This is a genomic window from Leptospirillum ferrooxidans C2-3, from assembly GCF_000284315.1.
Classification (GTDB): Bacteria; Nitrospirota; Leptospirillia; order Leptospirillales; family Leptospirillaceae; genus Leptospirillum; species Leptospirillum ferrooxidans.
In genome coordinates this window covers 1,295,909-1,321,458 of record NC_017094.1, presented here as the reverse complement: position 1 = coordinate 1,321,458, position 25,550 = coordinate 1,295,909, and the positions used below count along the sequence as shown (strand labels likewise).

Below are 25,550 nucleotides of genomic sequence, written 5' to 3'. Positions count from 1 at the left end.
CAACTGATTTCGTTGTCACTATCTCCTCCTTATGCAAAGTTTCTTCATGTCTTCTCGCGATAAAAGACCATCCGGAAATCAGGAGGAAAGAAAAAATGGATTCCAGGGATTAAACGAATACTGACCACTATGGTGTTTTCAGAACCATGTCTGTCTCAACGATTGAGTCCATATAATGCTGTAAATTCGAAGTTGGCTTGAAATTGAAAAAGGCCACTGTCTTCCCCGAGAATGGGTGTTGTCCAAACAACCTATTCTCAACAAGGAGGAAGAACAATGGCCAATATTGACGTTACCCTGAATCCGGATCTTTTGACAAATCTTTTGTCCGATAGTGGCGAAGGAATGAAAAAACTGGTCGAATCGGTCTTGAATCAGGTTCTGGAAGCCCAGATGGTTGACCACCTGGGAGCAGATCGGCATGAACGATCGAGCGATCGGACGGGATATCGAAACGGGTATCGGGAACGGCAACTGACGACCCGGGTGGGAACGCTGATCCTTCGGGTTCCCCAAACCCGGGACGGAAATTTCTCGACCGATCTGTTCCGTCGCTACCAGCGTTCCGAACAAGCTCTGGTTCTGGCTCTGATGGAGATGGTGGTCCAGGGGGTCTCGACCCGCAAAGTCACGCATATCACGGAAGAGTTGTGCGGCGCGACATTTTCGAAGTCCACGGTGAGTTCTTTGGCCACGGGGCTTTCGGCCCGGGTTAACCATTGGCGAAACCGTCGTCTGAATGGTCTGTATCCCTTTCTTCTGCTGGATGCCCTGGTGATCCATGTCCGAAAGGATGAGAGCGTGGTGCCGGTCGCCGCATTGATTGCGACCGGCATCTCGGAAGATGGACAGCGGGAGATCCTGGGACTGACGTTGGGAGACAGCGAGAACGAAGCTTCCTGGGACGACATGCTGCGGGATCTCAAGAGCCGGGGACTGTCTGGGGTGGATCTGGTGGTCTCCGATGACCACAAAGGGCTGAAAAAAGCCGTTCAGAGACATTTTCAAGGGGTTCGATGGCAACGATGCCAGGTCCATTTTCTCCGCAACCTTCTGGGTCATGCCCCGGCCTCCCAACGAGGGCCTCTGGCGCTGGCCCTGGGACGGCTGTTTCGGGCCGATACCAAAGAAGAAGCCCGAGCGATCAAGAACGAAATTTTGGAGACTTTTGAGAAGAAGGCCCCCAAGTCGATGGATTGTCTCGAAGAAGGATTTGAGGAATCGCTCACGATTTTGTCCTTTCCCCGGAAATATCGTGTCAGGCTCAGAAGCACGAACTCCCAGGAGAGACTGAATGAAGAGGTCCGGAGACGGGAACGGGTGATCCGGATCTTCCCCAACGAAGACTCGGCCATCCGACTCATTGGAGCCCTTCTTTCGGAATTCCACGAACAATGGAGCACGGGAAAGAAGTATTTCGACATGGCCGAATATTGGGAGTGGAAGAAACAGGAACCTTTCAAAACGCCCTCTCTTCTTTCGGTGGTCGAATGATCAATTTATTCCATTTCTCGGGAAGACAATTTACAGCACTTTTAGGACTTGACCGTCTCAACAAAGATCCCTCAGCCACAGACACCAGCATTGATTTGGTTTACATATACGACTAAAATATGGGTAGTAAACTGATTGAAATTCATTTAATGACTCAAATTTGATCTGTAAATATTAGAGGAAAGCATGAACACGGAGTTTCCGGTTTTACTCACGGAAAAAGACGTTCTCCTGAAAATAGCAAAAGACATGCAAACCCGCAGAATCCAGATGGGATTCACTCAAGTGGATCTGGCAGACCGCTCAGGAGTCCCGGAAGGGACACTCAAGAGATTTGAGCAGTCAGGACACATATCCATTAAAAATCTTGTCAAATTGGCTTTTGCATTGAAAAAGATCGACGAACTGGCCACCGCATTCGAGACGAAAGAGATTCCGGATCTGTTCACTCTCCGAACGACTCCTGTCCGAAAGCGCGTTCGTCATAAAGGACACTGAATGCCTTCATTCAAAAAGCTCCAAAAAGTTTCCGTTTCTCTGAGATTCTCTCCTGGATGCGACATGGCTGTCGGGCTGTTGGCAATGCTCAATGGCCGTGTAGCCTTTCAGTTCTCCAAAGATTTTGTTAAAAGCGGCTTGCAAATCTCCCCCTTGACTCTCCCTCTCATGGAGCAACCGACATTTGCTCCAATCGGAAGATATTCGCAAGGGTTGCCTTTCGTCTTGGCAGAATCCCTTTCTGATGGCTGGGGCCGGCTGGTCGTTGATCGTTTTCTTGGTGAAAGAGGGATTAGTCCTTCAGAAGTGGGCCCGCTTGACCGTCTGGCGCTTATCGGCAGCAGAGGTATGGGAGCGCTCGTATATTCTCCAGATCTGACTGAAACGGACCGTGACACAGACACACTCGATCTCGGTTCTCTTCTGGCCGGGGTGGAGCAAATCAATGAGGGCAAGGCAGTGGAAGTACTGCCAAAATTGGCCAAACTGGGGGGATCTCCTGGCGGGGCTCGGCCAAAAATTCTGGCAGGGATCGATGAGAATGACCGCGTTATCTCAGGGACAGAAGATATGCCAGCAGGATATGTTCCCTGTATTCTGAAATTTCCTGTAAAGTCCGAGATTCTTGGTCGTTATGAATGCGAAACAGAATATGCGTATTCCTGCATGGCCAGATTGGCTCGGATCACTATCCCGGAAACAAGATTGCTACAGGTGGGTAAACAAAAGGCTTTCTGCATACAAAGATTTGACCGTGTACAGGGTGTTTCCTCTGATCGGAAAACATTTGGTGACAGACTCCACCAACACACTCTTGGTGGTTTGCTTGGCATGGAGCCAGGCCATTCCGTTTGCGATTACAAACACTTGCTGTCTGTAGCTCTCAGGTTGACCGGAGACAAAAGAAACATCCTCTCCTTGTTTAGACAAATGGTTTTTAATATTGCTACCCATAATCGTGACGACCATGCGAGAAATTTCTCTTTTATGATGGACATCCATGGAACGTGGCACGTTTCTCCCGCCTACGACCTGTTGTATTCGGCGGGGCCAGCAGGAGAACACTCGACTTCTGTCATGGGTGAGTGCAAAAAACCTGAATGGCAAAATATCGTTAGCCTCGGAGAGGAATTTGGTCTTTCCATGTCGGAAATGACAAATGTGATTCAAGAGGTTGGATCAGCTGTTCAACAGTGGGGAGAATTGGCAAAGCTGAGTGGAATTCCCAAGGCCCTGTCCGAAACCATTTCCAAAGATTTTCAGGATATCCATTCCCCGAAAAAAAGAGCAAAAAACACCAACACTGGCCATTATGAATATTAGCGATTGATTTCATCTTTCGTCATTGGATTTTTCAGTTGGCACCCTTGACCTCTCGTTTCCTCCAGACGAACAAAGCCGCATGCTGATTGGTGCAGCCATGAAGGCCTCCAGCGCCTTGATCAGGTTTTCCCATTCGTAAAGCTGGCACCCGTCAAGGCTTTTCGGTTCAGGATGCCAAACTGGATCTCGACTTGATTGAGCCAGGATACAGCAGTCGGTGTAAAAGGAATGGTCCCATTGGGATGACGGCTCAACAACTCCTCATTTTTCTTGTGGATCGATAGCTTATCCACCAATAACGATTATTTTCTGGTCGAAAGGATCACCTCTCACGATTTCTTTCATCAACTACCGGCCACCAAGCCGAGGCTGTAGTGGGGGGGTAAAGTTCAAGCGTTCCTTCAGACTGCGATAGGCCGATTGATTGCGGCCTTGAAGCGAATGTTCCGTGCGGCATTGATGTCCGCATGTTCGGTGTGTTTACAGATCAAACAGGAGAAATACTCTTGAGACTTTCGGTTGTTTTTTTCGCAATGTCCACACACAGAGCATGTGCAGGAGGTGTTTCGTGGATCAATCAGAACCACGGGAACCCCCTTCCAGATTTGACCACCTTGGGGTGGTCACCTTTTTGACTGGCATTCACAACTCCGTGGCCGCCAGAAATCAGGCCACAGAAGCCAGGACGATATGGGATTCAATCTGGTCGAAGGGAACCCAGACCCCGTTTTCGTGATCTTCGATCAGACCGATTTCCTTAAGTGGCTGGATATCGGAATGAACATTCTTAACGTCCCGACCCAGAAGACGGGCCAAGGGCCGAATGCCCATCGGGCCGTTCTTTTGCAGAACGCGCAAGAGTTCCCATCGTTTGGTGGTGATCGTTTTCAAGAGAACCTCCACCGAATCGAAGGTCACGAACTCCCCCTGGGGCTCTCCGGTTTCCCAAGCGGTTTTGAACCGATTCAATCCTTTTTCAAGATTTTCTACCTGAATGACGACTTTTCTCATTGTTGTTCCTCCCGCTTCACATCGGTATTGAAGTCCTCGATGAGGCGATCCACCGTTCTGAACACATACGGTTCTTCCCGATCCCGGTAATGCCGATGATCCCCTTTTCCCTTCTCGTTGTCGTAACCGACGATTCTCTGGCCCTTCCTTCCATAGAAAAGTCGATATTTGAACCCATGGCTCCGGTCCGGATCCGGACGATCAAGTTTTCAAATGACTATCTCGATAATCGCTCCATTCGAAAAGACTTTTCGGTTCCGGTAAAGAAGATGCGCTTCATTCATGTTGGTTATTGTACCAACAATTTAAAAAATAGCCATCCAGATGTCAACAATAGACGCAACGCAATATGTCTTTCATAAGAGACATATTTGGGGGTTTATCGTAACGCCAAATTCCATTGGGGAATGAGATAGTAATCAACGACCCGCCACCAAGCCGAGGCTGTAGCGGGGGGGTTAAAGTTCAAGCGTTCGATTCAGACTGCGATAGGCCGATTGATTGCGGCCTTGAAGCGAATGTTCCGTGCGGCATTGATGTCCGCATGTTCGGTGTATTTACAGGTCAAACAGGAGAATTGCTCTTGAGACGTTCGGTTGTCTTTTTCGCAATGTCCACACACAGAGCATGTGCGGGAGGTGTTTCGTGGATCGACCAAAACCACGGGAACGCCTTCCAGAACAGCCTTGTAGGTGATAAAGCGTCTCAACTGGTCAAACGCCCATTTTCCGAATCGTTCCTTTTGGCTCTTTCCAACCATTGTCCGGCCGTTGAATCCCTTGAGATCCTCAAGGGCAATACCTCGTCCGGTGCCTTTTGCCTTGGAAACGATCTTTTTCGAAAGACAGTGATTCGTGTCTTTCTTGAATCGCGCTTCTTTGCCAGACACTTTTTTCAGGTGGCGTTTGGCATTCTTCGTTCCTTTCTCCTGAAGCGCTTTTTTCAGGGTGTGGATCTTTTCCCGAACCTGATCCACCCCTTCTCCGGAGAATGATTCTCCATCGGAGTCGGTGGAAAGATGGACGATCCCCGCATCGACTCCGAGACACTCTTCGGGGTCATAGGGTGTTCCGTCCGGAACATCGATCACGAGATTCAGGAAGAACTCCGACGGAGGTGGTGAGATCCGACTGTCCGAGCATCTTGTTCCGGTCGAGCGGAGCGTAATGGCCGAAGATCAACGGAACGGTGATCCGTCCGTGGATGGTCGCAAGAGAAGCATGGGACAGGGACTTGAAAGACAGAAGACGCTTGTCATACTCCATGGCCGATTGTTTCTTGAAAGAATGGAGAGATTTCTTCTCCGTCCTGTAGCTGCCGGAGACCTTGGCAATGGCCCGGACGATCATCTGGGAGGTGAGGGCGGGAAACCTCTCCCTCGGTTCAAAATAGACCAGATGGTGGAGCTTCATCTGGTGAGGAGTCCCGGCCTCGAAGGATTTTCTGGAAATCCAGTTGCAGGCGTCGTTGAACGTCTCGATCGTCTCCAGAAGAGACTTGGCCTGTTCTTTGGTCGGGGCCAGTTTGACCTTCAATGTTTTTTTCATAACCTCATTACAGGCAATAATATTTCCTGTGTCAGCCCTTCAACAAAAAGGAGAAGCGCATTCCTCCCGTCTCCTGATGAAACGACCATCCAGGAGAGGGTATACTGCGCGAAAGAAGATGAAGACCCAGAGGAATATGGAAGACATTCCTGGACAGGTCTACGCCAATGCGGGCGAGAGCGGATTCCTGGGATGCTTTCGTTTTTTTCAGGGTCTGGATTTTCATGAAGACTCCTTCCGTAATGGAGACAGTTTCTTTTTGTTTTGAGGGAGAGCTGGTTACAGGCGCCTCTCCCTTTTTTTTTGTCCCGAAAAGGATACTCGATCGGGATCCGGTTCCCACTCCAGGCTGCACGGACCATTCCATTATGCGCAGGCAAATGTTCAAGAAGGGTATAATGGACCCATAGAACTGGACCCAAAAACAGGGGGAAGCAAAGCTTGGTCCGGGCATACTCCGAGAGGAATGACCGAGCCCTGCGAGCATTACTTGGACCCCGGGCCAGGCGGGCCGACATGGCAAATCAACATGAACTGCCACAAGGGTCGTCACTGAAACAGGCGAAAGAGGCTTCGGATGAAACAACTGGAAAACAGATCTTGAGCATGCTCCACATGAGTTGCACATAGCCCACCCGATAAGGGGCGTTGATTCGGGGTAGCAGTCGATATTTGTTGACCGCAATCTTGATCACTTCGCGACCATGAGTCATTTGATCAGTGGGAAGAGTCCTGATCACGCCAACCCCGTTTCAGATCCCGTCTCGCTCGGGAACTGTCTGCATGCAGGTCTTACCCTTCGGCCTCAGAGGGCTTGCCAAAAAAGCTCCGTATCTGGGAACGGGCAAACTCCAGCACCATATGGGAGGTCAGAAGGGGAGGAATGTAGAGCTCATTCGGATTGACGAAGGCATCAATCACGAAAGGAACCTTTGAAGCGAAAGCGGCCTCAAGGGCGGCCGGAACATCTTCCATACTTCGCACGCTGGCCCCGTCCCCTCCGAAGGCACGGGAAAGGGCAACAAAGTCCGGATTCGTGAGCTTGGTTCCGAACACGGGATTCCCTTCGGCCTCCTCTTCATATTCAATGAACTGATAGGAACCGTTGTTATAGACCACGATCACCATTGGAAGAGAATATCGGACAGCGGTTGCAAGATCCCCAAGAAGCATCCCGAATCCCCCGTCTCCCGTCATGGCCACAACCGGCCGCTCCCGGTAGGCAAACTTGGCCCCGATGGCCGCCGGAAGGGCAAATCCCAATGACCCGAGATTCGATGACCAGAGAAATCTCTGCGATCCCCGGATATTGAGGCAGTTATTCCCCCAGACCGTTACCGTTCCCGCATCGAACAGAAAAATCGTGTCATCCGGAGCCCGATCCCCGATCATCCGGGTGAGCTCCCCCGGATGAAGAAGACCGTCCTGTTTGCTTCGCTGGTATCCCTCTCTTTCCTTTTCCCGTTCTGTTCTCATCCGGTCGAGAAAAGAAGCGTCCGTTCGCTTATGGACCTGTTCCGTCAGGGCCGGAAGAACCTCACGGGCCTCTCCCAGAAGCCCCACCTCAACCGGAACCCGACGACCGATCCGGGATGGGTCGATCTCGACCTGAACAATCGGAACCCTCTCCGGGTAATACTCCCGGAAAGCGAAATCCGATCCGACCACCAGAAGGGCATCGGAGTTCTGGACAGCGTGGTTCGCCGATCTTGAGCCCATCAGTCCGATTCCCCCCATGACAGAAGGGTGGAGGGAAGGAAGAATATCTTTCGACCGGGTGGTGTGAACGAGCGGGGCTCCCAGCCGCCACGACAGATCGAGAAGAGGCGCCTCGGCCCTTCGGACCCCCTCTCCATAAAGGATCGTAACGCGTGATGCCCGATCCAGAATCTCTCCCGCCCTCAGAATCTCAGAAAGGGGAGGGTGGAGGATCGAGCGGTGGGCAAAATGGTCTTTTGTGATTTCGGGGGGACGCGGCGGAGCGGGGAGTCGCATGACGTCCGACGGAATCGAGAGATGCGCCACCCCCCGCAACACAAGAGCCTTCCTTACCGCCTGGGACAAAACAGCCTCAAGGTTTTCAGGAGAGCGGACCTCCTGATTGTAGACCGCCACATCTCCAAACAGGCGAAGCTGGTCGATCTCCTGAGGGCGCCCGGTTCCGATCTCATCACGTGGAATCTGGCCGGTGATGGCAAGAACAGGAACATGATCCAGAGCGGCATCGTAAAGACCATTTAACAGATGGATCGCTCCCGGCCCCTGACAGCCGACGCAGACAGCAAGCTTCCCGGAAAGCTTCGCCTGGGCACTCGCCGCAAAGGCCCCCGCCTCCTCATGGCGCATGACCACAAAATGAACCGAACTCTGTATACGGAGAGATTCCATCAAGGAGTCGATGGTGTCACCCGGAATGCCGAAAATCTGGCGAACGCCCATTTCCGCCAGAAACTCGACGATGCGGTCGCTCACAGTCCTGGACAATGTAACCTCCCTTTCTCTCTCTTCGTGAAGAAACACCGCATAGAAGAAACGGATTCCTGGAGATCAGAAGAGAACCTCCATTCCCCCTAACGATACTCCCTGACACAGGTTCGTCAAGTTTTAGAAAAGGCTGGTACCCTATCTATAAAGACCCAGGATGGATCCACGAGGTGTTTTTGGGGAGGATTTTAAAGCTGCTAGGTGATTGAGTCCGGTAGAATGGGGAGCGTTTCTTCTATATTTTGTCTCCGGAACTTCCGGGGAAATTCTTGCAACCTCAACTCCTGTCCAGTATGCCGGAACAAGATCGTTTACCGTTCAACATAAGGAGAGAAGAAATGGGCCCACTCCGGAAACTGCTTCCCCCAGGGGGAAAGCGAAAGAAACGAAGCAGTCAGGAGATCAGGTTGGCCGCAGGAACCGGTTTTGACTATCCGGTCACCCAGGTTGGCGTGGTGGGGAATGTCACGGTTTCTTACGATCCGTTGCTTGGCGGAGCGGGATTGGCTCTTGCCAAAGGGATGCTTAAGTCGGTCAGCGGGCCGTACACGCAGATGGAGGCTTTTTTCGGCATAGCAGGCGGATCGGTCAATGTCGTCATCTCCCCCTTGAGCGGAAAGAACGACGGATCGGGAGGGGCATACCACTATGGCTGCAATTTCACGACAGGTGGCGTGTTGTACCTGGACGCGACTTTTGCAAATCGCACGGTCAACCCATTGAACCTTGAAATTGGCCTCTATGTTGCCGAACTCTCCGAATCCTTCATGGGACCGCAAAATCTGGGATGGAACTGCGGCTACTCGAATGGAGAAGCTCTCTCGAGATTTTGCGCCGAACAGGAAACCCCGGCTGGAACACTCGCCGCATTCGCTACCGGACCCGCGTGGGATCAGGCAGGTCGACCGGACTGGATCGACAAGACGGAGCATACCGATCAGGACCCGGTCAGTACAGGTTGCGGGATTGTCTATATTGACTGGATGCGTTCTCTTGGTTTTGCGATCCCCAAGATCGTTCAGGCGGGCGAAGCAACGTTTTCAGCCAATTACCAGACATTGACGGGCAAAACGACGGCATACAAGGATTTGCTCGCTGCACTCTCGGCTCTCGCGATCACCTCCGACAATCCTTTCTCCGGGTGATGCTTGATTTTGATTGGCCTCAGATTGATGGGGGGTACGAGCAGACACATATCATCATACTTGCGCATTGTCTTATTGACACCCCGACTTCCAGAAGGGCATTGGGCAAGGGTTGGATGGCCTCAAAGGGATTACTCTTAAACTCGCGTTTTATCATTGCATATCTCCTCAAACAGTCGGTTTTGCAGCAGCAGGCAATCTGATCGTCCGTGAGACTCACATAACTCTTCGACAAATTGCGAACGGCCGAGAGGAGATCCTCTTCGATGTTGTCCCGATCCTTCTTGGTGAACACCCGGTCCGGCCCAAACCAATACACTATGCAAGAGGATTTCTAAACACCCCCAGCCGGCATGATTTTCGTCCGGATCAGATCATTCCCCCGAATAGAGAGGTGTCTCAGTGTCGGGAGACGGTCCCCGAGATCCCTGCGGGGGATCATTTTGAGGGGCAATACGGGGAGGACTCCGGGGAAAAAGACCCATGAAGCGTTGTGGGAAAAAATGCCCAGCGCTTAGGGAAGGGAACATCCATCAACTACCCGCCACTAAGCCGAGGCTGTAGTGGGGGTTTGCAGTTCAAGCGTTCGATTCAGACTGCGATAGGCCGATTGATTGCGGCCTTGAAGCGAATGTTCCGTGCGGCATTGATGTCCGCATGTTCGGTGTGTTTACAGATCAAACAGGAGAAATGTTCTTGAGACTTTCGGTTGTCTTTTTCGCAATGTCCACAAACAGAGCATGTGCGGGAGGTGTTTCGTGGATCGACGACCACCACGGGAACGCCTTCCAGAACAGCCTTGTAGGTGATAAAGCGTCTCAACTGGTCAAACGCCCATTTTCCGAATCGTTCCTTTTGGCTCTTTCCAACCATTGTCCGGCTGTTGAATCCCTTGAGATCCTCAAGGGCGATACCTCGTCCGGTGCCTTTTGCCTTGGAAACGATCTTTTTCGAAAGACAGTGATTCGTGTCTTTCTTGAATCGCGCTTCTTTGCCAGACACTTTTTTCAGGTGGCGTTTGGCATTCTTCGTTCCTTTCTCCTGAAGCGCTTTTTTCAGGGTGTGGATCTTTTCCCGGACATGATCCACTCCTTCTCCGGAGAACGATTCTCCATCGGAGTCGGTGGAGAGATTCACAATGCCCATATCGACTCCGAGACACTCTTCGGGGTCATAGGGTGTTCCGTCCGGAACATCGATCACGAGATTCAGGAAGAATTTCCCGCCGGAGGTGGTGAGATCCGCCTGTCCGAGCATCTTGTTCCGGTCGAGCGGAGCGTAGTGGCCGAAGATCAACGGAACGGTGATCCGTCCGTGGATGGTCGCAAGAGAAGCATGGGACAGGGACTTGAAAGACAGAAGACGCTTGTCATACTCCATGGCCGATTGTTTCTTGAAAAAGTGGAGCGTTTTCTTCTCCGTCCTGTAGCTGTCGGAGACCTTGGCAATCGCCCGGACGATCATCTGGGAGGTGAGGGCGGGAAACCTCTCCCTCGCTTCAAAATAGACCAGATGGTGGAGTTTCATCTGGTGCGGTGTTCCTGCCTCGAAGGACTTTCTGGAAATCCAGTTGCAGGCGTCGTTGAACGTCTCGATCGTCTCCAGAAGAGACTTGGCCTGTTCTTTGGTCGGGGCCAGTTTGACCTTCAATGTTTTTTTCATAAGCTTACCATAGGCAATTTATTTCCTATGTCAAATCCAAACAGATTAAGGAGCAGCGCATTCCTCCCGTTCCCTGACATAAACCGTCCAGGGAAGGGTTTCCTGCGCGAAAAATGAAGTCAATAATCAAACAGGGTGGTTGTCATGAAGATTTTCATTGTTTCCATGTGTGTTCTTTTTTATCTGTTGCCGGGACTTGCCATGGCTTCCGCCATGGTTGATGGAACGAATGAATTTCAACTGGGTTCAAGTCACCGTTATGGTGCGCCAACGCTCACACTTCCCAAGTTATCGGCTGGAAATGCCCTCCAGGTTCTCTATCTCGGATTCGGAATGACCGATTTGATCACAAGTTATGGAATTGCTTTGCAAGCCGTCCCACACATTTATGAAATCAATCCCATCTTGGGAACTCATCCGGCCATTTTAACGTATTCCCTGACCCTTCCATTTGCATTTGGAGTGACCAGTGGCATTGCTGCTGCCCTCAATGGCCGGGATCGGGCCATTGTCCTGTTTCTGGGAGGTGCCGGTGAAGCATACAGCTTGATCGGCAATCTTAGCTCCGGCCTTTCTCCGCTACTCTATGCCATTCCAACCTTCCTGATCGGTGTCGGCGTCGGGATTGCTGCGGGAATTCTAGTCTATTACATAGCCCGCGCAGTACTGAAACACTATCACTATTACGATTATCAGCCAGCTCCTTTTGTTTCCAGACCTTGGCCATTGAAAGGAGAGGGGGATCGATCGTAAGGTTCCGTCCAGTATTGAAAATCTTGGGTGAACTTGGGAAGAAACAATTGATCAACATTGAAAAGCAACATTAAAACGATGACGCTCCTTATCGCTGAATGGTTGTCCAATGATCAATATTGCATTTTTCGCTCGAGAATCGTGTCCAAGAGGGAACCGCCGGAACCCCCTCCGGACCGAAGCGCCGGGTCGAAGACCAGCGAAGGGGACAGAGACCACAAGTGTCTCGGTGTCGCGAGCGAAAGGCGCCAGGTGCGATGGGGTGGCCAGGTGAACGGATTTTAAAGCCTGAAAGACATTCTATGAGTGAATATTGGGAGTCGGGGTCGATTTTGCCCATTCAAGACCTTGTGATCGGAGCCAAACCACTCTTTCCCCAGCTTTTCCGGCAAGCGCTCCATTTTCAGGACTGCAGCACATTTCCGGCTGATCGATCACTCCATAGAACGAGACTCGGCGGGCCAAAGAGGGGGAGTGACTTTTTTTATCTTTGAACCCCCCATTGGTGTCGCCATGAGTAGCGACCATCCTTTCCCTTTTCTGGAACTCATCCGAGTTGCCACACTGATTGTTCCTTCCTGCCGTTAAGGAGGAGCGCCCCAGATGGGATGAGCTTTCACACTTGACTAGATAGCCAAAATGGTTACCATCGGAGAGACCGGCCAAAGATTATCAGAATCCCTTCGGATCCAACAGGAATACTTCCTCCCTCCAAATAACCCGGAAAGGAAAGGTGATCCAATTGAAGATGCCATCTGAGCCCAATCCATCCTTCAAGTTATTGGATTTTCTGCTCGGAAGATCCCGATACCTTGTTTTTGTTGCGGTCCTTTCGGTGATGCTCACCGCATTTTCCCTGTTTCTGATCGGCGCCGTCCAGGCCATTAGGGCACTCTATCGATCCTGGTCCGATGTGGCGAATGGAATCTTTTCCGCTCACGGGATTTCGATGAGCCGGGATCTGAATATCGTCAGTACAATGCTTGAAGCGGTTGTTTTTTACTTGGTGGGGGTTGGTCTTTACAGTCTGTTTATCTCGCCCCTGAATGTCGCGGTCGCCCTTGGAATAGAATCCCTGACCGATCTCGAAAGCAAGGTTCTGAGCGTGATCATTGTCATCATGGGGTCAACATTCCTTCAGCATTTTGTTCGATGGAAAGATCCGTCCGGAACGCTTGAGTTCGGTGGGGCATTGGCGATCGTTGTCATTTCTCTCGTTTCACTTCAGTGGCTGGGACACCGGGTGACGGAAACGCAGAAGTCCTCCAGTCTGAAAACGCAGATCAGAGCCCAACAGGAAATGTTTCACGAATCGACCGAGCAACACGAGGTCCGGACGGACAAAATTGAGGAAAATCCGGAATAGGAAAAACAACATCGAAATCCATCGCTACGGAAAGAGTTCCGATAAGCCGGATATATTGGGGCGACCGACTCCTCCTCAGGGAGAATCGAGTCTGTAAAGAGATCACCGGTGAGGCCCTTTCGACGCGTTCCGGGAAGAAAAGAGAGAAAAACCGAGTCTCATCAAAATGGTATCAGAGGGGAAAGATTGGCCCTGCTCCCAAAAACAGGGAGCCGGAATCCCGCCCAGGAGGAACGTCCAGCGAGAGTTCTTGAGGAGAAAAACTCTTGACTTTCTGCCCGGACCATATATTCCCCTTCTTGGCCCACAGGGCAAGAGGGGACAAACGGGCGTTTTTGTTTTCCATCATCGCATTGAGGTATTCTATTTCCATGCAGACCGGCCACCGATTCCTCGCCTATACCACTCCCGTCCCCCCATCTCTCCATGTTTCGGTCGAGGCCGGGAAGTGGTTCCTCTCCTTCTCCTCGGACGACGGTCTTCCGGAATCAAAGGATGAGGACACCGTCGCCTGGCTTGTTTACGGAAGAGGAACTCCGGAGTAAAACTTTGGACTTCGACCGCGACGTGATGATTCCGGTCATGGCAAGCTCCGAGCGAAAGATCGATTTCTCCTCCGTCCAGAAGACCCGGATGGAGAGAAGAAACTGGGCAGAAAACGCTGGCAACAAAAACTGGCCCGACAGGTCAAAGGCTCGAACAGTCGGAGAAAGACCCGGAAGCGTCTTGTCCGGACTTTCGGATACGCAAAAGAGGTCCGAAAGGACGTGATCCACAAGGCGGCCCATCTCTTCGTTTCCGAACTGGACAGGACGATTCGGGACGCCATGTCCGAAACGGAGCAGGGGCCAAGGCCGGACTCACCCGGGCGAGCCTGTCGTCCTGCCGGGGTCTCCTCCCTTTCGTACAAGTCCCTTCAATCCGGGGCTTGTGATCAAGGTCTCACCGCAAGACAGCTCTCAGCGCTGCGGGCTTACAGACAATGCCGAGCACAACGGCAGACGCGTCATCACCCAAAAGGGGGTCCGTCTTCTTCTGGAAGGGAAGATCCAGAAGAAAGAGGTTCGGCGGTGCGGGATCGGGAAACTCAAAACATCAGGGCAGGAGGCCTGTGTCAAAGCCTCTGGAGAGGGCGATAATACGCAAGGGCCCACAATCCTATGCGCATCCTCGGGGAAAGAGGAATATCCTCTCGTGAGAGCTGAAGCTCCCACTTAAGCGTTAGCTTAGTGGCGGGAGAGTTTATTCAGAGTTCATGGAATGATATTTTTAAAGTGCAACTGTGGCAATGTGTTATGAGAAGGAGCAGAGCATGGAACAACTGAATCGCATCACCCAAAAGCCCGATGTGATGGGCGGCAGAGCGTGCATCCGTGGAATGCGCGTCACGGTCGGCATGGTTGTAGGACAAATCGGGGCTGGTCACAGCTTTGATGAAGTTCTGGCCGATTATCCTTACCTTGAACGAGAAGACATTATGCAGGCGCTTCGCTACGCCGCATGGCGAGCCGAAGAACGCGAGGTCACGCTGGCCACTGTATGAAGTTGCTCGTCGATATGAACCTCTCGCCGCGTTGGGTTGAAGTGTTGTCGGGTGCGGGTGTGCAGGCCGTTCACTGGTCGACGCTTGGGGCGAAGAATGCGACGGATTTCGAAATCATGGCCTACGCCGGAGCGAACGATTACGTTGTGATTACCCACGATCTGGACTTTGGCGCAATCCTTGCTGTGACGCACGGCGAGAAGCCCAGTGTCGTACAAATCCGGGCGCAAGATGTCAGCCCGGACGCGATTGATCGGCCGCTTTCAGTTCAGCGGCAAAGGTTGCAAGCGACATCACAAGCGTAAGTGACCTATTGTTCAGTGGAACTGCGCCATACGACGCATACCATTTTGCCGCGCGGTCATTCTTTGTATCGATGATAAGAAGCACGCCGCCCGCTTCGGCTGCGGCGAGCAGGCAACGCCGTGCGGCCGACGCGAGAAGCTGCCCGCCTAGGCCTTGCCCATGCACGCAAACATGCGTCGCAATGCGCGCAAGACGGAACCCCGGAACATCGTGCGGTGCAAGGCCGCGACGAAAAGTCTGCGGCGTATCTGCATACAAGACCGCGCCCGGCGCCAAGCTGTAGAAGCCGAGGATCGTTTTGTTATCGTCGTTGTCGATAGCCAGGAAGGTTTTTGCGCCGCCAAGGTCATGGCTTTGACGTGCATGACGATGCAGAAAATCGTTTAGCTCCGCATCGCCGCAATCGAACGATTTGCGATCATGCTTCTTGGAAACCGGCTCTTCGTGCCAGGCCGGAAACGTCAACTAGGTTTTGGCATCGCGGCAATGGCCCCGCGCAACTTGGCATTCGGCGCAGGCGGATTTTCCAGCAGATCCAGCACCAGCAGGCTGTCTCTTTCCGACAGTCGAATCCGCTCTGCTTCCTCGATCACGACATGAGCCTCGCGCATGGCGATCTGAAAGATGAAATCCGTTAGGGTTGTGTTCCGAAGCGCGGCCGCCCGCATAAGCGTCGCTTTTTGCTCCGGCTGGATGCGAAGCTGCATCCGCTTGTTCTCGTTAACGGCTACTCTGGGCATGGTCGTTTCCTTTCATCTGTGCACACTCAAAGAGTACAGGATTCTTAGCCTTCTGGCAATTAGTACTCCTTCAACTGTTGCCCATTTCACTTGACATGAGTTTTGACGCGACTCACAATCAATCCATGAAGATTCTGGCGCTGCTTCAAAAAAATCTTTTTTTTGCTCTTCTTCTCGCACTTGTCTGTTTTTTGTGCAGGGCAGGGGAGGCTCCCATCGCTCAGGCCATGACGCCATCCATGGCCATGACGGGTGGCCATAGTCTCAAATCCAAAAATGCGATGCCCTCCTCCTGTCCCATGAAGGGAGAGCTTCCCTGTTGCCATGGAAAGAACAGGGTCGCCCTTTGTCAGGCCTCTCTGTGTGACTTATGTGTTCTATCGGTCTCTGGAGAGGAAAACACACCCTCCTTCTCGCGCATATGGCCTCCGGTGCTCCCGATCGTCGCAGACTCTTCTCCAAAACAACCGATTATCAGAATGAAGACAAAACCCTCGCATCTTTTATTTCCAGAGAGACTTTCCTTCTTCCCCCCGGTTAGCCGTCCCCTTTTGATCTGAGACTTACCCAGTTCTGAAAACTTCGGATTTTCACGCCGTTTTTGAACTCGGGGAGGTCTTATGTCATTTCTTCATATTGTCTCTAGTTCTATTTTTCAGAAATTCTCCTTAAAATCCCTGCCTCCCGCAGGAGCGCTCAGGTCATTTAAAAAAACCGGTTTTTGGATGTTGCCTCCAATCCTTCTATCCGGTGCAATCCTGTTCGATGGATCATATCGTGAGGGGGCAATTGCCTGGGCGGGGGAATCTAGTCTACCGGGAGAGTCCTTTCTTCAAAAATCGGACATTCCTGTCCTCACAATCGATCAGGCAGTTTGGGAGGCACTTCAAAAAAATCCCTCACTGGCAAAGGATCAGGCCCGGATAGAGAGGGAAAAGACTCTTTCCATCCAGGCAGGAGAACTGCCTGACCCCAAGCTGGTTCTGGGGGAGCAGTATTTCCCGATCAGTTTCAACATGGGACAAAGCCTCCTGGCCATGACAACCGTAGGACTCAGGCAAAGCTTTTCACCCATGGGGAAGCGAGATCTTCTCCAGAAGAGTTTTCTCAGGAAAGAGAGCGCCTCCAGATGGAACCTGGAAGAACGAAAACTCCGGCTTGTCCGGGATGTTCGACTCAACTGGCTTGATCTCTATCGAAACACCAGGACGGAGCTCCTGCTCCGGTCGATCGGGCTTCTCTGGCAGGAGGCCTTCGATGCAGCCCTGACGAGATATCGACAGGGCACAGGATCTGAGTCCGATCTTCTTCTTGCCCAGTTTCAGAAAGACAATCTCAAAGACAAAGAGGAAGTTCTCGAGATTCAGAGAGAAGAGAGCCTCCATCATCTGATGCGACTCATGCACCGATCCCAACCGTTCAGGATCTCTGACGAAGAGCCAAAATGTCCGCTTCCCCTTCCCGAGTCCTTAATGCTCTCCCAGATCAATCTCCACCCTGCGCTTAAATCCAGCGCCGAAGAAAATACCGCCCAGGCCCTTCGGGTCCAAGCCGCCAAAAAGGACAAAATCCCCGCGTTTTCCGTCGAAGGAGATTACAGCTACTTCATGGGGCCGAGTCTCATTACCAGCACACCAAACCTTTTTTCGGTGGTTCTCACGATGAACCTTCCGCTCCGACCAGGCGAGCGACAAGATCAGAAGGTCCGGGAAGAAGAGGCAAATCTCGAATCCTTTGAGGCCCAGCGTGATGAATTGCGCCAAAAGCTTGCCCAGGAGATCAGAGATGACGAAGCGGGCTACCGTCATCTCTCTCATCGAGCACTTTTTTTCGATCACCGCCTTCTTCCGGAAGCCCACAGAAATACGGAGGCCGCTCTGAACGACTACTCCACAGGAACAGTTCATATGGGACGTGTTCTTGAATCCATGAAAAAGGTCGAGGATATCGAACTTCAGGCGCTTGATATCCGGGTGGAGAAAATCAAGGAAATGGCGAACCTTGACTATCTTAAAGGTCGCCTTCAGGGAGGCTCCCGTGAAAACTAGATCTCTTGTTTTGTCCTTTATGGTCCTTTTTCTGGGGATAGGAATCGGTGCCGGAGCCGAACACTGGAGGGGGTCTTCAAAAGCCCCTTCTCCGCTCATGGCTGAAACGCCAAAATCTCCTCCGAAACAAACGATTCTTTATTGGAGAAATCCCATGAATCCGTCCATTCATGCAGATCATCCGATGAAGGACAACATGGGAATGGATTACCTTCCTGTCTTTTCCAGTCCCGCGAGCTCTCCCGGAACCTCTGTCCGGGTGAGTCCGGAAATTCGCCAGACGCTCGGGATCCGCCTTGCGACAGTCAAGAGACGGACCTTCACCCGTACCATCAGGGCGGCAGCAACAGTGGCCTTCGATGAGCACCGCATCCGGGTCATTACGCCACGATTTTCCGGTTGGATACGAACGTTAAACATTCGATCCGAAGGGGAGATCGTCCGGAAGGGGGAAACCATCGCAGAGATTTACTCCCCCGAACTTGCCAATTCAGAATATGAAGCCCGGATCGCCCTTCTGGCACTCCGGTCCGATCCCGGATCAGCGGACAATCAGAAAATCTGGAACGCGGCACAGGAACGACTAACACTTCTGGGTGTCCCCGAATTTGAAATCAGGCGACTTGTGAAAACGGGAAAACCCCGATCCGTCATACCAGTCATCTCTGCCTACTCGGGCATCGTGACATCGATTCCGGCCCGGGTCGGTGGGGAGGTCTCGCCGAAAAATCCCTTGATGACCCTGGCTGACACCCAAAAACTCTGGGTCAATGTGTTCTTTTATAACCCGGAACTGGCCTGGGTCAAAAATGGAGATGCCGTTGTCCTTCGATTTTCATCACCGTCCAGAAGAACATACCGGGGAAGACTTCAATTTTTAAATCCAGAGGTGGGAAAAACCAGCCGGACGATCCGGGCCCGGGTGACTGTCCCCAATCCTGACGGATTCTTGAAGGCGGGGATGTACCTTGAAGCCACGCTGCATCCTGACCCGCATCCCGATGTATTGGTCATTCCGCGGGAAGCATTGATCCGGACCGGATCCAAAACGGTCGTGATGACAGAAACCGGAGAGGGACTCTTCCGGCCAGCCAGGGTCAAAACCGGAGCTCGGTCACGCCACTGGGTCGAAGTCCTCGAAGGTCTGGGAGAAGGAGAACGGGTCGTTGTCAGCGGACAGTTCCTTCTCGATTCTGAGTCCCGGTTTGAAAATGTTTCTGCCAGGATGTCCGAAGGAGGCCGGCCATGATTACAAGAATCATCACCTGGTCGATTCAGCGGAGGTACTGGGTATTGGGACTGGCCCTCGCCATTGTCGCATGGGGAGCGGTTTCCCTCTATCGAAGTCCGCTGGATGCCATCCCGGATCTCTCCGATACGCAGGTCATCGTCAAGGCCTCTTTTGCCGGCCAACCGCCTTCCGTCGTTGAAAACCAGGTGACCTATCCACTGACGACCGCCTTCCTGACCATTCCCGGAGTCCGCCATGTGCGAGGGTATTCCGACTTCGGGAATTCCCTCATCTACATTCTGTTCAAGGAAGGGACCTATCAATACTGGGCCAGATCCCGGGTACTCGAATATCTCAATCAGGTCGAAGGCCGCCTTCCATCCGGGGTCACCGCCTCTCTCGGTCCGGATGCCACCGGGTTGGGATGGGTCTATGAATACGCCCTCGTCGACACCACACACACCCTCGATCTCTCACAGCTAAGGACCCTTCAGGACTGGTTTCTGAAATTTGAACTGCAAAGCATTCATGGGGTGGCGCAGGTGGCGTCGGTCGGAGGGATGGTCAAGGAGTTTCAGGTGGTCATCGACCAGCGAAAGCTTCTGGCCGACCATATTCCCCTTTCACGGGTCGAGGATGCCATCAGGGAATCGAATGGAGAGGTGGGCGGGTCGGTCGTGGATATGAACGAAGCCCAGTACATGGTCCGGACGAGGGGTTATCTCCATTCGATTTCTGATATCCGGAAAATCCCCATTGTCTCGGGTGCCGGCGGCAATCCGGTTCGCTTGGGCGATATCGCGTCCGTTCATCTCGGACCCCAGCTCAGGCAAGGAGTGGCAGAACTCGACGGAAAAGGCGAGGTCGCGGGGGGGATTGTCATCTCCAGAGCCGGAACCAACGCCTTGAAAATCATTGAAGAGGTCAAGTCGAAGCTCAAGAGTCTCACCCCGATGTTGCCTCCAGGGGTGGAGATCGAAACGACCTACGACCGTTCGAGACTCATTCTGAAAAGCATCAGGACCCTCCTGGAAAAACTCCTGGAAGAATCCGTTGCAGTTTCTCTGGTTTGCATCCTCTTCCTTTCCAGCATCCGCTCTTCGCTTGTGGCAATCCTCTCCCTTCCGGTGGGAATTTTTGGAGCCTTTGTCCTGATGGCCGAACAAGGACTCACCGCCAATATCATGTCCCTCGGCGGAATCGCCGTCTCGGTCGGGGTCATGGTCGACGCGGCGATCGTGATGATCGAGAACATGCACAAACACCAGGAGCGGGCCGACGGGTCGGAAACCTCCTGGGAAACGGCCCTGAGAGCAGCCCGGGAGGTGGGGCCTTCTCTTTTCTTTTCGCTCCTGGTGATTACGGTCTCCTTTCTTCCCATCTTCGCATTGCAGGAACAGGAAGGCCGTCTCTTTAAACCATTGGCGTTCACAAAAACCTATTCGATCGCCATCTCCGCCGGTCTTTCGATCACACTTGTTCCGGTCCTGATGGGATTTCTCCTTCGGGGCAGGATGAAACCGGAGGAGTCCAACATCATCAACCGGATCCTTGTTCTTCTTTATCGACCCGTTATCGGGTGGGTCCTTCGCCACAGAAAACGCACACTCATCTTTTCAGGACTATGCCTTGCCACAGCGGTGATACCCCTTTCTCATCTTGGAACGGAGTTCATGCCCCCTCTCTATGAGGGCGACCTTTTGTACATGCCCACACTGACTCCCGGTGTCTCGGTGGGAGAATCGGCCCATCTGCTCCAGATCACCGACCGGCTCATTAAAACCGTTCCCGAAGTGGAGCGGGTCTTTGGGCAGGCAGGCCGCGCCGAGACAGCGACGGATTCGGCCCATCTCACCATGTTCGATACGGTGGTGATGCTCAAGCCCCGGAGCGAATGGCCCCCGGAAATGACCCTCTCCAGTCTGAAGGAAAAGTTGAATGAAACCGTCCTGCTTCCGGGTATTTCCAATATCTGGACCATGCCGATCATCAACCGGGTCAACATGCTCTCAACCGGAATCAAGTCGCCTCTAGGGCTCAAGGTGACAGCTGCATCGCTCGACACCATCAACCGTATCGACCGGCAGATCCGGGAGGTTCTCAAAAAACTCCCGGAAACCTCCTCTGTCTATGCTGATCGCCTCACGGGAGGACGGTACATCGTCGTGGACATCCATCGCCGAAGAGCCGCCCGTTATGGTCTCAACATCGCAGATGTGAACCGGCTGGTGGAAACCGCCATCGGAGGAGAATCCCTGACCACCGTGATCCAGGGTCGGGAACGATTTCCGGTGAATCTTCGTTTCCCCAGAGAAGATCGGGGATCGCTCGACGCCATTGGTGCATCCCTTCTTTCCACTCCAGACGGAGAGGAGGTTCCTCTTTCCCGTCTGGCATCCCTTTCGATTGAGGACGGTCCCACGATGATCAAAACCGAAAATGCCCGCCTGACCGGATGGATCTATATCGAACCAAAGGGAGGAGATCTGGGTGGCTATGTCGCGCTGGCCCGGAAGGCTATTGCCAGCTCCGTCTCGCTTCCTCCGGGAACGACTCTCTCCTGGTCCGGACAATACACCTCGATTAAACGGGCAAAAAAACGACTGGCCCTGGTTTTGCCACTTGCCTTTTTGCTCATTGTCGGACTTCTGTATATCCATTTCAGGAGTGCTGCCAAAACAGGAATGATCCTCCTCCCCCTTCCCTTTGCGGTACTCGGAAGCCTGTGGTTTTTGTACGGACTTCATTACCGCCTCTCTGTGGCCGTCGTCACGGGAATGATCGCTTTGGCCGGGGTCGCCGCCGAGTTCGGAATCGTGATGATCCTTTATCTCGATCGCTCAGTTGATCTTCGCCGGATGAATGGAACTCTTTCCACACCGGAGGATCTCGATAAAGCGATCCTCGAAGGAACGCTGTATCGTCTGCGCCCGATCGCCATGACAGGAACGGTCATCCTCGCGGGACTTCTCCCGATCATGTGGAGCCATAAGACCGGATCGGATGTCATGAAACGGATCGCCGCGCCGATGGTTGGCGGTATGGTGACCGCCATGATCCTGAGCCTTCTCGTACTCCCTGTACTGTTTCGGATGTGGAAAGAGAGTGATCTCCGTCGGGAAGCCGAAAAAAGAGACTCTCATCCACTCCGTCCACCCCTGTAGAAGATCTCTTCTACAGGCTCTCCCAACCTTAAAGGAAAGGAAACACCTGATGAAATCTTTAAAAAATCACTTGGGAACAATGGCAGGAAGCACGTTGGTCCTGACGGGAATGCTTCTTGCCACGACCGTTGCCCTGGCAGATGACATGGGAGGAGGAATGGGGGATATGAACGGGATGTCCGGCATGTCCTCCGGGACAGGAAGCGCACCGGCATCTGTAGGGCATGGGAAGGGGGTCGTGAAGGCAGTGGATCCGAAGGCCGGAACGGTCACGATTGCCCATGGTCCTATCAAGGCATTCGGATGGAAGGGGATGACCATGGCCTTCGGTGTAAAGCACCGGTCAGAGCTATCCGATTTGAAAAAAGGGGAGCATGTCCGTTTCGATGTGATTCAGGGCACTGAGGGTCCCGTCATCACAAAGATCGAAGAACTTCCTTAAGCTTTCGGTTTTTCTTGGATCCATGTTCCGATGGAACGGGCGTGATCTCAGAGCAAAAAAGCCAGAGATACTCCCCCCATGGCTCATGGGGAAGTGGAGTTAGGTCCATCGACCGGATTTTCCCGGTCGGGGATCCAAATAACAAAAAAGATAATAATCGGAGGTTCATCATGTGTAAAAAACGATACTCATTTCATCGGCAATCTTCTCTCTGGGTTTCCCAGTAGGTGCGTGGGCAGTCAATCCTGCTGATGTCTTCCTGAACCAGAAGATGGATAAATCTGAGGCGAAATTGAGACAGGCCGAAAAGACGAGTGGGATAGAACGCCAGAATGCCCTTTCGGCACAAATAAAAATGATCAAGAACAACAATAAAATCATGCGAAAAGAAATGAACAAGCTGATGCAGGAAAGCATGAAAATGGGAAAGATGACAACGATCGCGGATCTCGTCCGTTCTGATCGCAGGATGGAGCAGTACAATCTTGTCATGAACAAAATGATGGACCAGATGATCAGGGATGAATCCCTTCTACTCGAGATCATTCAGAAAAAGTAAGTCGACCGGAGTTGTTCGATCTCCACTGCATTTTCAATGAGGCCCTCTCTGGCCATGGGGATTCCATGCTCTCCTGCGTCGGGAACTCTCCCGGAACTTCCCGTTCCGGGAGAAGGGCTTTCATGAAAAACAGGGTCCCATCCGGATCCGCGGCAGATGGAATCCCGGAATTTCTGGAGGAAAACATGGATAAAAAATCTTTGAGACGTTTGAATGGCAGTCTTTCGAGAAGAGACTTTTTGCGGCAAATCCCGGTTTTTGCATTATTGAGCGCCGGTTGGATCTTTCTTGAGAGGAATCCGGCTTTTGCAGGAACCCTCAAAATCAGTCAAAAAATCGCCCATTATCAGTCGCATCCAGATCAAGGGAAAATGTGCATGAACTGCACACATTTCCTTCCTGGCAGTCCGGAAATGAAACAGATGATGGAAAACATGGCCGGAATGGGCCAAATGATGCAGGGAATGCGAATGGGAGGAATGAATGGCAAAATGATGGGTAAAATGGGACTCTGTGAAGTCGTCGAAGGTCCCGTGAGCCCGATGGGATATTGCCACTTTTATTCCCCGATTCGCCGGTCGTGAGGTTCGTTATCCTCTGACGCTAAGGATTCTTGTTTGTCTTGCGCTCGGGAACGGTCGTCCGCTCAGGAGAAAACGGTTCGTCCCGAGTTTTTTGATCCTGCAAGGGACGGATCTTTTGTTTCAGATCACAAGCTGCGTATGCAGGGGAAAGTGATTAAAGAAGAAGTCATTAGGAAAAACCCTAGTCTGGAGGGAACTTCTTCGTGAAAATGCCCATACAATGCTTTGTATTCACGATTTTTGCCTGAACCATCCGTGAGACTCTTTCTTAACCACCTTTCCTCATTTCCTTTACAACCTACTATAAATTGCTACTAATATAGTAATGGAGAATCTGATGAGCATGTCAATCCGAATGAATGATGATTTATATCATCAAGCAAAGACGGCCGCAAAAGGCGAGTGTCGCACTATTGCCGGGCAACTTGAGTATTGGGCCAGGGTGGGCAGGGTCGCATTGGAGAACCCGGATCTTCCGGTTGATTTTATCCGTGAGCTTCTCATTGCGAGATCAGAAGAGAAAGATCAGCTCACCCCGTTCAGTCAAGGCCATTTACGTGGCTGAAAGAGTTGTTCGCCAGACCAATGTATTCCTGCGTACTTATAAAAAATCAAGGAGAAATCAGAAGGAGGCAGTTGATCAGGCTGTGGAGAATATCGTTTCTGATCCGGCCATCGGAGAAGAGAAGAAATCTGACCTATCAGGTATTTACGTTTACAAGTTCGACTGTGTGAACCAACGATTTCTTTTAGCCTACGAATACGATCTGGCCAATCGTGTCTTGCTGCTGATTGGGACTCATGAGAATTTTTATCGTAACCTCAAAGGATAAGGGGTTACTTTTCAGAAGTTTGGGGACCTGAACGGGGTTCAGGAGAACGTCTCACAAGAGCCCTGATCTCTTTTTTCACCAGACTAAATCACGCCATCTGTATCCATAGAAGGATGAACCTGGCGATGGTCGATACCCCATGCTTCTTCTTCTCCCCTGACGGCAAAAGCCGGAACAATGCCGACAATGAGATCGTCGATCCTCAGAATGGTTCTCCCTGAAAGCACCACACCCCTTCTGAGCGCGGTTATCATGATGATACCCTGTTCCTGAGCCCTGATCCTGGCTTCATCGACCGTGAGGGCAAGATAGACCGAACGATCCCTGATGGGAATGACCCTTGATTCCAGCTGGTGTTCCGCTATTTTTGCCGAAAGGCCGGCAAGAATCTGCTGGGAGCGGGCGTCTTCAAAAATCATGATCTGTTCTTCGATCTTTCCTTCCAGCCGATCCAGGGATTCAATGCGTTCAATGATTTTTCCGGATGAGCGGTTTTCTCTCAGAGATTCGGAAAACCTGGAAAAAAGGGGAGGGGTCTCAAACGTTTCCTTGCCAAGCATCTTGATCCATTCTGTTCTCCGATTCTTGATCGAGCGTCTTGTGAGTCGAAGCTTGAACCGGAGAATGATCGGATGGGCCAACTCCTGGAAAAGGGCGAGCAGTTCTCGTATGAGTCGCCATTCCTCCGAGAGCGTGTACCGAAACCAGCGATAAATCCGGGCAAAGGTCGTTGTTTTGTCTTGAGAGCCTGAAGGCTTCACGGAAAAACTCCTGATTCAATATGTTTGGTCCGGAACTTGATTCCCCCGGGAATCTT

32 protein-coding genes are annotated in these 25,550 nt (G+C 52.0%); 18 read left to right on the top strand and 14 right to left on the bottom strand.

Going from position 1 to position 25,550, the window contains the following annotated elements; all coding sequences use genetic code 11:
• Window positions 1–276: 276 nt before the first annotated feature.
• From LFE_RS06735 to LFE_RS06725, 3 genes are all read left to right on the top strand, one after another.
• Complete coding sequence (locus LFE_RS06735; RefSeq protein WP_014449482.1) at window positions 277–1,494, top strand: IS256 family transposase; 1,218 nt, start codon at window positions 277–279, stop codon at window positions 1,492–1,494.
• 186 nt (window positions 1,495–1,680) lie between these two features.
• Window positions 1,681–1,992, top strand: coding sequence for a helix-turn-helix domain-containing protein (locus tag LFE_RS06730; protein ID WP_014449481.1), 312 nt, complete (start codon window positions 1,681–1,683; stop codon window positions 1,990–1,992).
• A gap of 63 nt (window positions 1,993–2,055) precedes the next feature.
• Window positions 2,056–3,315 (top strand): type II toxin-antitoxin system HipA family toxin, encoded by a 1,260-nt coding sequence (locus LFE_RS06725; protein ID WP_158310248.1) that lies wholly within the window; start codon window positions 2,056–2,058, stop codon window positions 3,313–3,315.
• 119 nt (window positions 3,316–3,434) lie between these two features.
• Here the strand turns inward: LFE_RS06725 and LFE_RS13935 are convergent, their stop codons facing one another.
• From LFE_RS13935 to LFE_RS06695, 8 genes are all read right to left on the bottom strand, one after another.
• A complete protein-coding gene (locus tag LFE_RS13935) occupies window positions 3,435–3,569 on the bottom strand; it encodes a hypothetical protein (RefSeq protein ID WP_232502506.1) in 135 nt (44 codons plus the stop codon).
• A gap of 147 nt (window positions 3,570–3,716) precedes the next feature.
• Window positions 3,717–3,920, bottom strand: a complete 204-nt coding sequence (locus LFE_RS13680) for a zinc ribbon domain-containing protein (protein ID WP_081495369.1) — start codon at window positions 3,918–3,920, stop codon at window positions 3,717–3,719.
• 61 nt (window positions 3,921–3,981) lie between these two features.
• On the bottom strand, window positions 3,982–4,326 hold the full coding sequence (locus LFE_RS06720) for an HVO_A0114 family putative DNA-binding protein (RefSeq protein ID WP_014449478.1): 345 nt from the start codon (window positions 4,324–4,326) through the stop codon (window positions 3,982–3,984).
• Window positions 4,323–4,460 carry a toxin-antitoxin system TumE family protein gene (locus LFE_RS14700; RefSeq protein ID WP_407081004.1) on the bottom strand — a complete coding sequence of 46 codons (138 nt, stop codon included), beginning with the start codon at window positions 4,458–4,460 and terminating at the stop codon, window positions 4,323–4,325. Before LFE_RS14700 ends, LFE_RS06720 begins: the two co-directional genes overlap by 4 nt.
• 344 nt (window positions 4,461–4,804) lie before the next feature.
• Window positions 4,805–5,416 (bottom strand): RNA-guided endonuclease InsQ/TnpB family protein, encoded by a 612-nt coding sequence (locus LFE_RS14370; protein WP_014449476.1) that lies wholly within the window; start codon window positions 5,414–5,416, stop codon window positions 4,805–4,807.
• The gene (locus LFE_RS14365; protein ID WP_014449475.1) at window positions 5,385–5,873 is read right to left on the bottom strand and encodes a transposase; all 489 of its coding nucleotides are present in this window, start codon (window positions 5,871–5,873) and stop codon (window positions 5,385–5,387) included. Before LFE_RS14365 ends, LFE_RS14370 begins: the two co-directional genes overlap by 32 nt.
• 31 nt (window positions 5,874–5,904) lie before the next feature.
• The gene (locus LFE_RS13930) at window positions 5,905–6,099 is read right to left on the bottom strand and encodes a hypothetical protein (RefSeq protein ID WP_014449474.1); all 195 of its coding nucleotides are present in this window, start codon (window positions 6,097–6,099) and stop codon (window positions 5,905–5,907) included.
• Between the two features lie 566 nt (window positions 6,100–6,665).
• Entirely contained in the window at window positions 6,666–8,357 is a 1,692-nt protein-coding gene (locus tag LFE_RS06695; protein WP_014449473.1) for a thiamine pyrophosphate-binding protein, read from the bottom strand.
• A 338-nt stretch (window positions 8,358–8,695) separates the two neighbouring features.
• Here LFE_RS06695 and LFE_RS06685 point away from each other — a divergent pair, with 338 nt between their 5' ends.
• Entirely contained in the window at window positions 8,696–9,502 is an 807-nt protein-coding gene (locus LFE_RS06685; RefSeq protein WP_148272578.1) for a hypothetical protein, read from the top strand.
• A 591-nt stretch (window positions 9,503–10,093) separates the two neighbouring features.
• Here the strand turns inward: LFE_RS06685 and LFE_RS06675 are convergent.
• Entirely contained in the window at window positions 10,094–11,164 is a 1,071-nt protein-coding gene (locus tag LFE_RS06675) for an RNA-guided endonuclease InsQ/TnpB family protein (protein WP_014449470.1), read from the bottom strand.
• A 144-nt stretch (window positions 11,165–11,308) separates the two neighbouring features.
• Here LFE_RS06675 and LFE_RS06670 point away from each other — a divergent pair, with 144 nt between their 5' ends.
• Together LFE_RS06670 and LFE_RS06660 are read left to right on the top strand one after the other, a co-directional pair.
• A complete protein-coding gene (locus LFE_RS06670; protein ID WP_014449469.1) occupies window positions 11,309–11,917 on the top strand; it encodes a hypothetical protein in 609 nt (202 codons plus the stop codon).
• Window positions 11,918–12,665: 748 nt separating this feature from the next.
• Window positions 12,666–13,283, top strand: coding sequence for a YqhA family protein (locus LFE_RS06660; protein ID WP_041774880.1), 618 nt, complete (start codon window positions 12,666–12,668; stop codon window positions 13,281–13,283).
• Window positions 13,284–13,455: 172 nt separating this feature from the next.
• Here the strand turns inward: LFE_RS06660 and LFE_RS13925 are convergent, their stop codons facing one another.
• Window positions 13,456–13,656 (bottom strand): hypothetical protein, encoded by a 201-nt coding sequence (locus LFE_RS13925; protein WP_014449466.1) that lies wholly within the window; start codon window positions 13,654–13,656, stop codon window positions 13,456–13,458.
• A gap of 115 nt (window positions 13,657–13,771) precedes the next feature.
• The gene (locus LFE_RS13920; RefSeq protein WP_014449464.1) at window positions 13,772–14,071 is read right to left on the bottom strand and encodes a hypothetical protein; all 300 of its coding nucleotides are present in this window, start codon (window positions 14,069–14,071) and stop codon (window positions 13,772–13,774) included.
• A 142-nt stretch (window positions 14,072–14,213) separates the two neighbouring features.
• Between LFE_RS13920 and LFE_RS14120 the strand changes: the two genes are divergently transcribed.
• From LFE_RS14120 to LFE_RS14695, 3 genes are all read left to right on the top strand, one after another.
• Entirely contained in the window at window positions 14,214–14,501 is a 288-nt protein-coding gene (locus tag LFE_RS14120) for a hypothetical protein (RefSeq protein WP_014449463.1), read from the top strand.
• Between the two features lie 94 nt (window positions 14,502–14,595).
• On the top strand, window positions 14,596–14,826 hold the full coding sequence (locus tag LFE_RS06640) for a DUF433 domain-containing protein (RefSeq protein ID WP_014449462.1): 231 nt from the start codon (window positions 14,596–14,598) through the stop codon (window positions 14,824–14,826).
• Window positions 14,823–15,131, top strand: a complete 309-nt coding sequence (locus LFE_RS14695) for a DUF5615 family PIN-like protein (protein ID WP_081495368.1) — start codon at window positions 14,823–14,825, stop codon at window positions 15,129–15,131. Before LFE_RS06640 ends, LFE_RS14695 begins: the two co-directional genes overlap by 4 nt.
• Here the strand turns inward: LFE_RS14695 and LFE_RS06635 are convergent.
• Together LFE_RS06635 and LFE_RS06630 are read right to left on the bottom strand one after the other, a co-directional pair.
• A complete protein-coding gene (locus LFE_RS06635; RefSeq protein WP_014449460.1) occupies window positions 15,061–15,597 on the bottom strand; it encodes a GNAT family N-acetyltransferase in 537 nt (178 codons plus the stop codon). The two genes, LFE_RS14695 and LFE_RS06635, sit on opposite strands and share 71 nt — an antisense overlap.
• Window positions 15,594–15,872: a type II toxin-antitoxin system TacA family antitoxin gene (locus LFE_RS06630; RefSeq protein ID WP_014449459.1), complete on the bottom strand. Its 279-nt coding sequence runs from the start codon at window positions 15,870–15,872 to the stop codon at window positions 15,594–15,596. The genes LFE_RS06635 and LFE_RS06630 overlap by 4 nt, the downstream gene beginning before the upstream one ends.
• A gap of 77 nt (window positions 15,873–15,949) precedes the next feature.
• Between LFE_RS06630 and LFE_RS06625 the strand changes: the two genes are divergently transcribed.
• From LFE_RS06625 to LFE_RS06580, 9 genes are all read left to right on the top strand, one after another.
• Window positions 15,950–16,432: a hypothetical protein gene (locus LFE_RS06625; RefSeq protein WP_148272577.1), complete on the top strand. Its 483-nt coding sequence runs from the start codon at window positions 15,950–15,952 to the stop codon at window positions 16,430–16,432.
• A 60-nt stretch (window positions 16,433–16,492) separates the two neighbouring features.
• Window positions 16,493–17,920 carry a TolC family protein gene (locus LFE_RS06620; RefSeq protein ID WP_014449458.1) on the top strand — a complete coding sequence of 476 codons (1,428 nt, stop codon included), beginning with the start codon at window positions 16,493–16,495 and terminating at the stop codon, window positions 17,918–17,920.
• The gene (locus LFE_RS06615; protein WP_014449457.1) at window positions 17,910–19,169 is read left to right on the top strand and encodes an efflux RND transporter periplasmic adaptor subunit; all 1,260 of its coding nucleotides are present in this window, start codon (window positions 17,910–17,912) and stop codon (window positions 19,167–19,169) included. The genes LFE_RS06620 and LFE_RS06615 overlap by 11 nt, the downstream gene beginning before the upstream one ends.
• Complete coding sequence (locus LFE_RS06610; protein ID WP_014449456.1) at window positions 19,166–22,315, top strand: efflux RND transporter permease subunit; 3,150 nt, start codon at window positions 19,166–19,168, stop codon at window positions 22,313–22,315. Before LFE_RS06615 ends, LFE_RS06610 begins: the two co-directional genes overlap by 4 nt.
• A gap of 49 nt (window positions 22,316–22,364) precedes the next feature.
• Window positions 22,365–22,757, top strand: a complete 393-nt coding sequence (locus tag LFE_RS06605) for a copper-binding protein (protein ID WP_014449455.1) — start codon at window positions 22,365–22,367, stop codon at window positions 22,755–22,757.
• A 271-nt stretch (window positions 22,758–23,028) separates the two neighbouring features.
• Window positions 23,029–23,316, top strand: a complete 288-nt coding sequence (locus LFE_RS06595) for a hypothetical protein (RefSeq protein ID WP_014449454.1) — start codon at window positions 23,029–23,031, stop codon at window positions 23,314–23,316.
• A gap of 122 nt (window positions 23,317–23,438) precedes the next feature.
• The gene (locus LFE_RS06590) at window positions 23,439–23,900 is read left to right on the top strand and encodes a hypothetical protein (RefSeq protein ID WP_014449453.1); all 462 of its coding nucleotides are present in this window, start codon (window positions 23,439–23,441) and stop codon (window positions 23,898–23,900) included.
• 337 nt (window positions 23,901–24,237) lie between these two features.
• Window positions 24,238–24,465 carry a ParD-like family protein gene (locus LFE_RS06585; RefSeq protein WP_014449452.1) on the top strand — a complete coding sequence of 76 codons (228 nt, stop codon included), beginning with the start codon at window positions 24,238–24,240 and terminating at the stop codon, window positions 24,463–24,465.
• Window positions 24,458–24,733, top strand: coding sequence for a type II toxin-antitoxin system RelE/ParE family toxin (locus LFE_RS06580; protein ID WP_041774118.1), 276 nt, complete (start codon window positions 24,458–24,460; stop codon window positions 24,731–24,733). Before LFE_RS06585 ends, LFE_RS06580 begins: the two co-directional genes overlap by 8 nt.
• A gap of 83 nt (window positions 24,734–24,816) precedes the next feature.
• On the opposite strand, the gene LFE_RS06575 is transcribed toward LFE_RS06580, so the two are convergent.
• Window positions 24,817–25,494, bottom strand: coding sequence for a hypothetical protein (locus tag LFE_RS06575; protein ID WP_014449451.1), 678 nt, complete (start codon window positions 25,492–25,494; stop codon window positions 24,817–24,819).
• Window positions 25,495–25,550 lie beyond the last annotated feature (56 nt).

What these genes read in the sequence shown, in the direction of transcription:
- LFE_RS06735 (WP_014449482.1), top strand. Translation starts at nt 277, where the DNA reads ATGGCCAATATTGACGTTACCCTGAATCCGGATCTTTTGACAAATCTT.
- LFE_RS06730 (WP_014449481.1), top strand. Translation starts at nt 1,681, where the DNA reads ATGAACACGGAGTTTCCGGTTTTACTCACGGAAAAAGACGTTCTCCTG.
- LFE_RS06725 (WP_158310248.1), top strand. Translation starts at nt 2,056, where the DNA reads ATGGCTGTCGGGCTGTTGGCAATGCTCAATGGCCGTGTAGCCTTTCAG.
- LFE_RS06720 (WP_014449478.1), bottom strand. Translation starts at nt 4,326, where the DNA reads ATGAGAAAAGTCGTCATTCAGGTAGAAAATCTTGAAAAAGGATTGAAT.
- LFE_RS14365 (WP_014449475.1), bottom strand. Translation starts at nt 5,873, where the DNA reads ATGAAAAAAACATTGAAGGTCAAACTGGCCCCGACCAAAGAACAGGCC.
- LFE_RS13930 (WP_014449474.1), bottom strand. Translation starts at nt 6,099, where the DNA reads ATGAAAATCCAGACCCTGAAAAAAACGAAAGCATCCCAGGAATCCGCT.
- LFE_RS06685 (WP_148272578.1), top strand. Translation starts at nt 8,696, where the DNA reads ATGGGCCCACTCCGGAAACTGCTTCCCCCAGGGGGAAAGCGAAAGAAA.
- LFE_RS06675 (WP_014449470.1), bottom strand. Translation starts at nt 11,164, where the DNA reads ATGAAAAAAACATTGAAGGTCAAACTGGCCCCGACCAAAGAACAGGCC.
- LFE_RS06670 (WP_014449469.1), top strand. Translation starts at nt 11,309, where the DNA reads ATGAAGATTTTCATTGTTTCCATGTGTGTTCTTTTTTATCTGTTGCCG.
- LFE_RS06660 (WP_041774880.1), top strand. Translation starts at nt 12,666, where the DNA reads ATGCCATCTGAGCCCAATCCATCCTTCAAGTTATTGGATTTTCTGCTC.
- LFE_RS13925 (WP_014449466.1), bottom strand. Translation starts at nt 13,656, where the DNA reads ATGGAAATAGAATACCTCAATGCGATGATGGAAAACAAAAACGCCCGT.
- LFE_RS13920 (WP_014449464.1), bottom strand. Translation starts at nt 14,071, where the DNA reads ATGGGCCGCCTTGTGGATCACGTCCTTTCGGACCTCTTTTGCGTATCC.
- LFE_RS06640 (WP_014449462.1), top strand. Translation starts at nt 14,596, where the DNA reads ATGGAACAACTGAATCGCATCACCCAAAAGCCCGATGTGATGGGCGGC.
- LFE_RS14695 (WP_081495368.1), top strand. Translation starts at nt 14,823, where the DNA reads ATGAAGTTGCTCGTCGATATGAACCTCTCGCCGCGTTGGGTTGAAGTG.
- LFE_RS06630 (WP_014449459.1), bottom strand. Translation starts at nt 15,872, where the DNA reads ATGCCCAGAGTAGCCGTTAACGAGAACAAGCGGATGCAGCTTCGCATC.
- LFE_RS06620 (WP_014449458.1), top strand. Translation starts at nt 16,493, where the DNA reads ATGTCATTTCTTCATATTGTCTCTAGTTCTATTTTTCAGAAATTCTCC.
- LFE_RS06610 (WP_014449456.1), top strand. Translation starts at nt 19,166, where the DNA reads ATGATTACAAGAATCATCACCTGGTCGATTCAGCGGAGGTACTGGGTA.
- LFE_RS06605 (WP_014449455.1), top strand. Translation starts at nt 22,365, where the DNA reads ATGAAATCTTTAAAAAATCACTTGGGAACAATGGCAGGAAGCACGTTG.
- LFE_RS06595 (WP_014449454.1), top strand. Translation starts at nt 23,029, where the DNA reads ATGGATAAATCTGAGGCGAAATTGAGACAGGCCGAAAAGACGAGTGGG.
- LFE_RS06590 (WP_014449453.1), top strand. Translation starts at nt 23,439, where the DNA reads ATGAAAAACAGGGTCCCATCCGGATCCGCGGCAGATGGAATCCCGGAA.
- LFE_RS06585 (WP_014449452.1), top strand. Translation starts at nt 24,238, where the DNA reads ATGAGCATGTCAATCCGAATGAATGATGATTTATATCATCAAGCAAAG.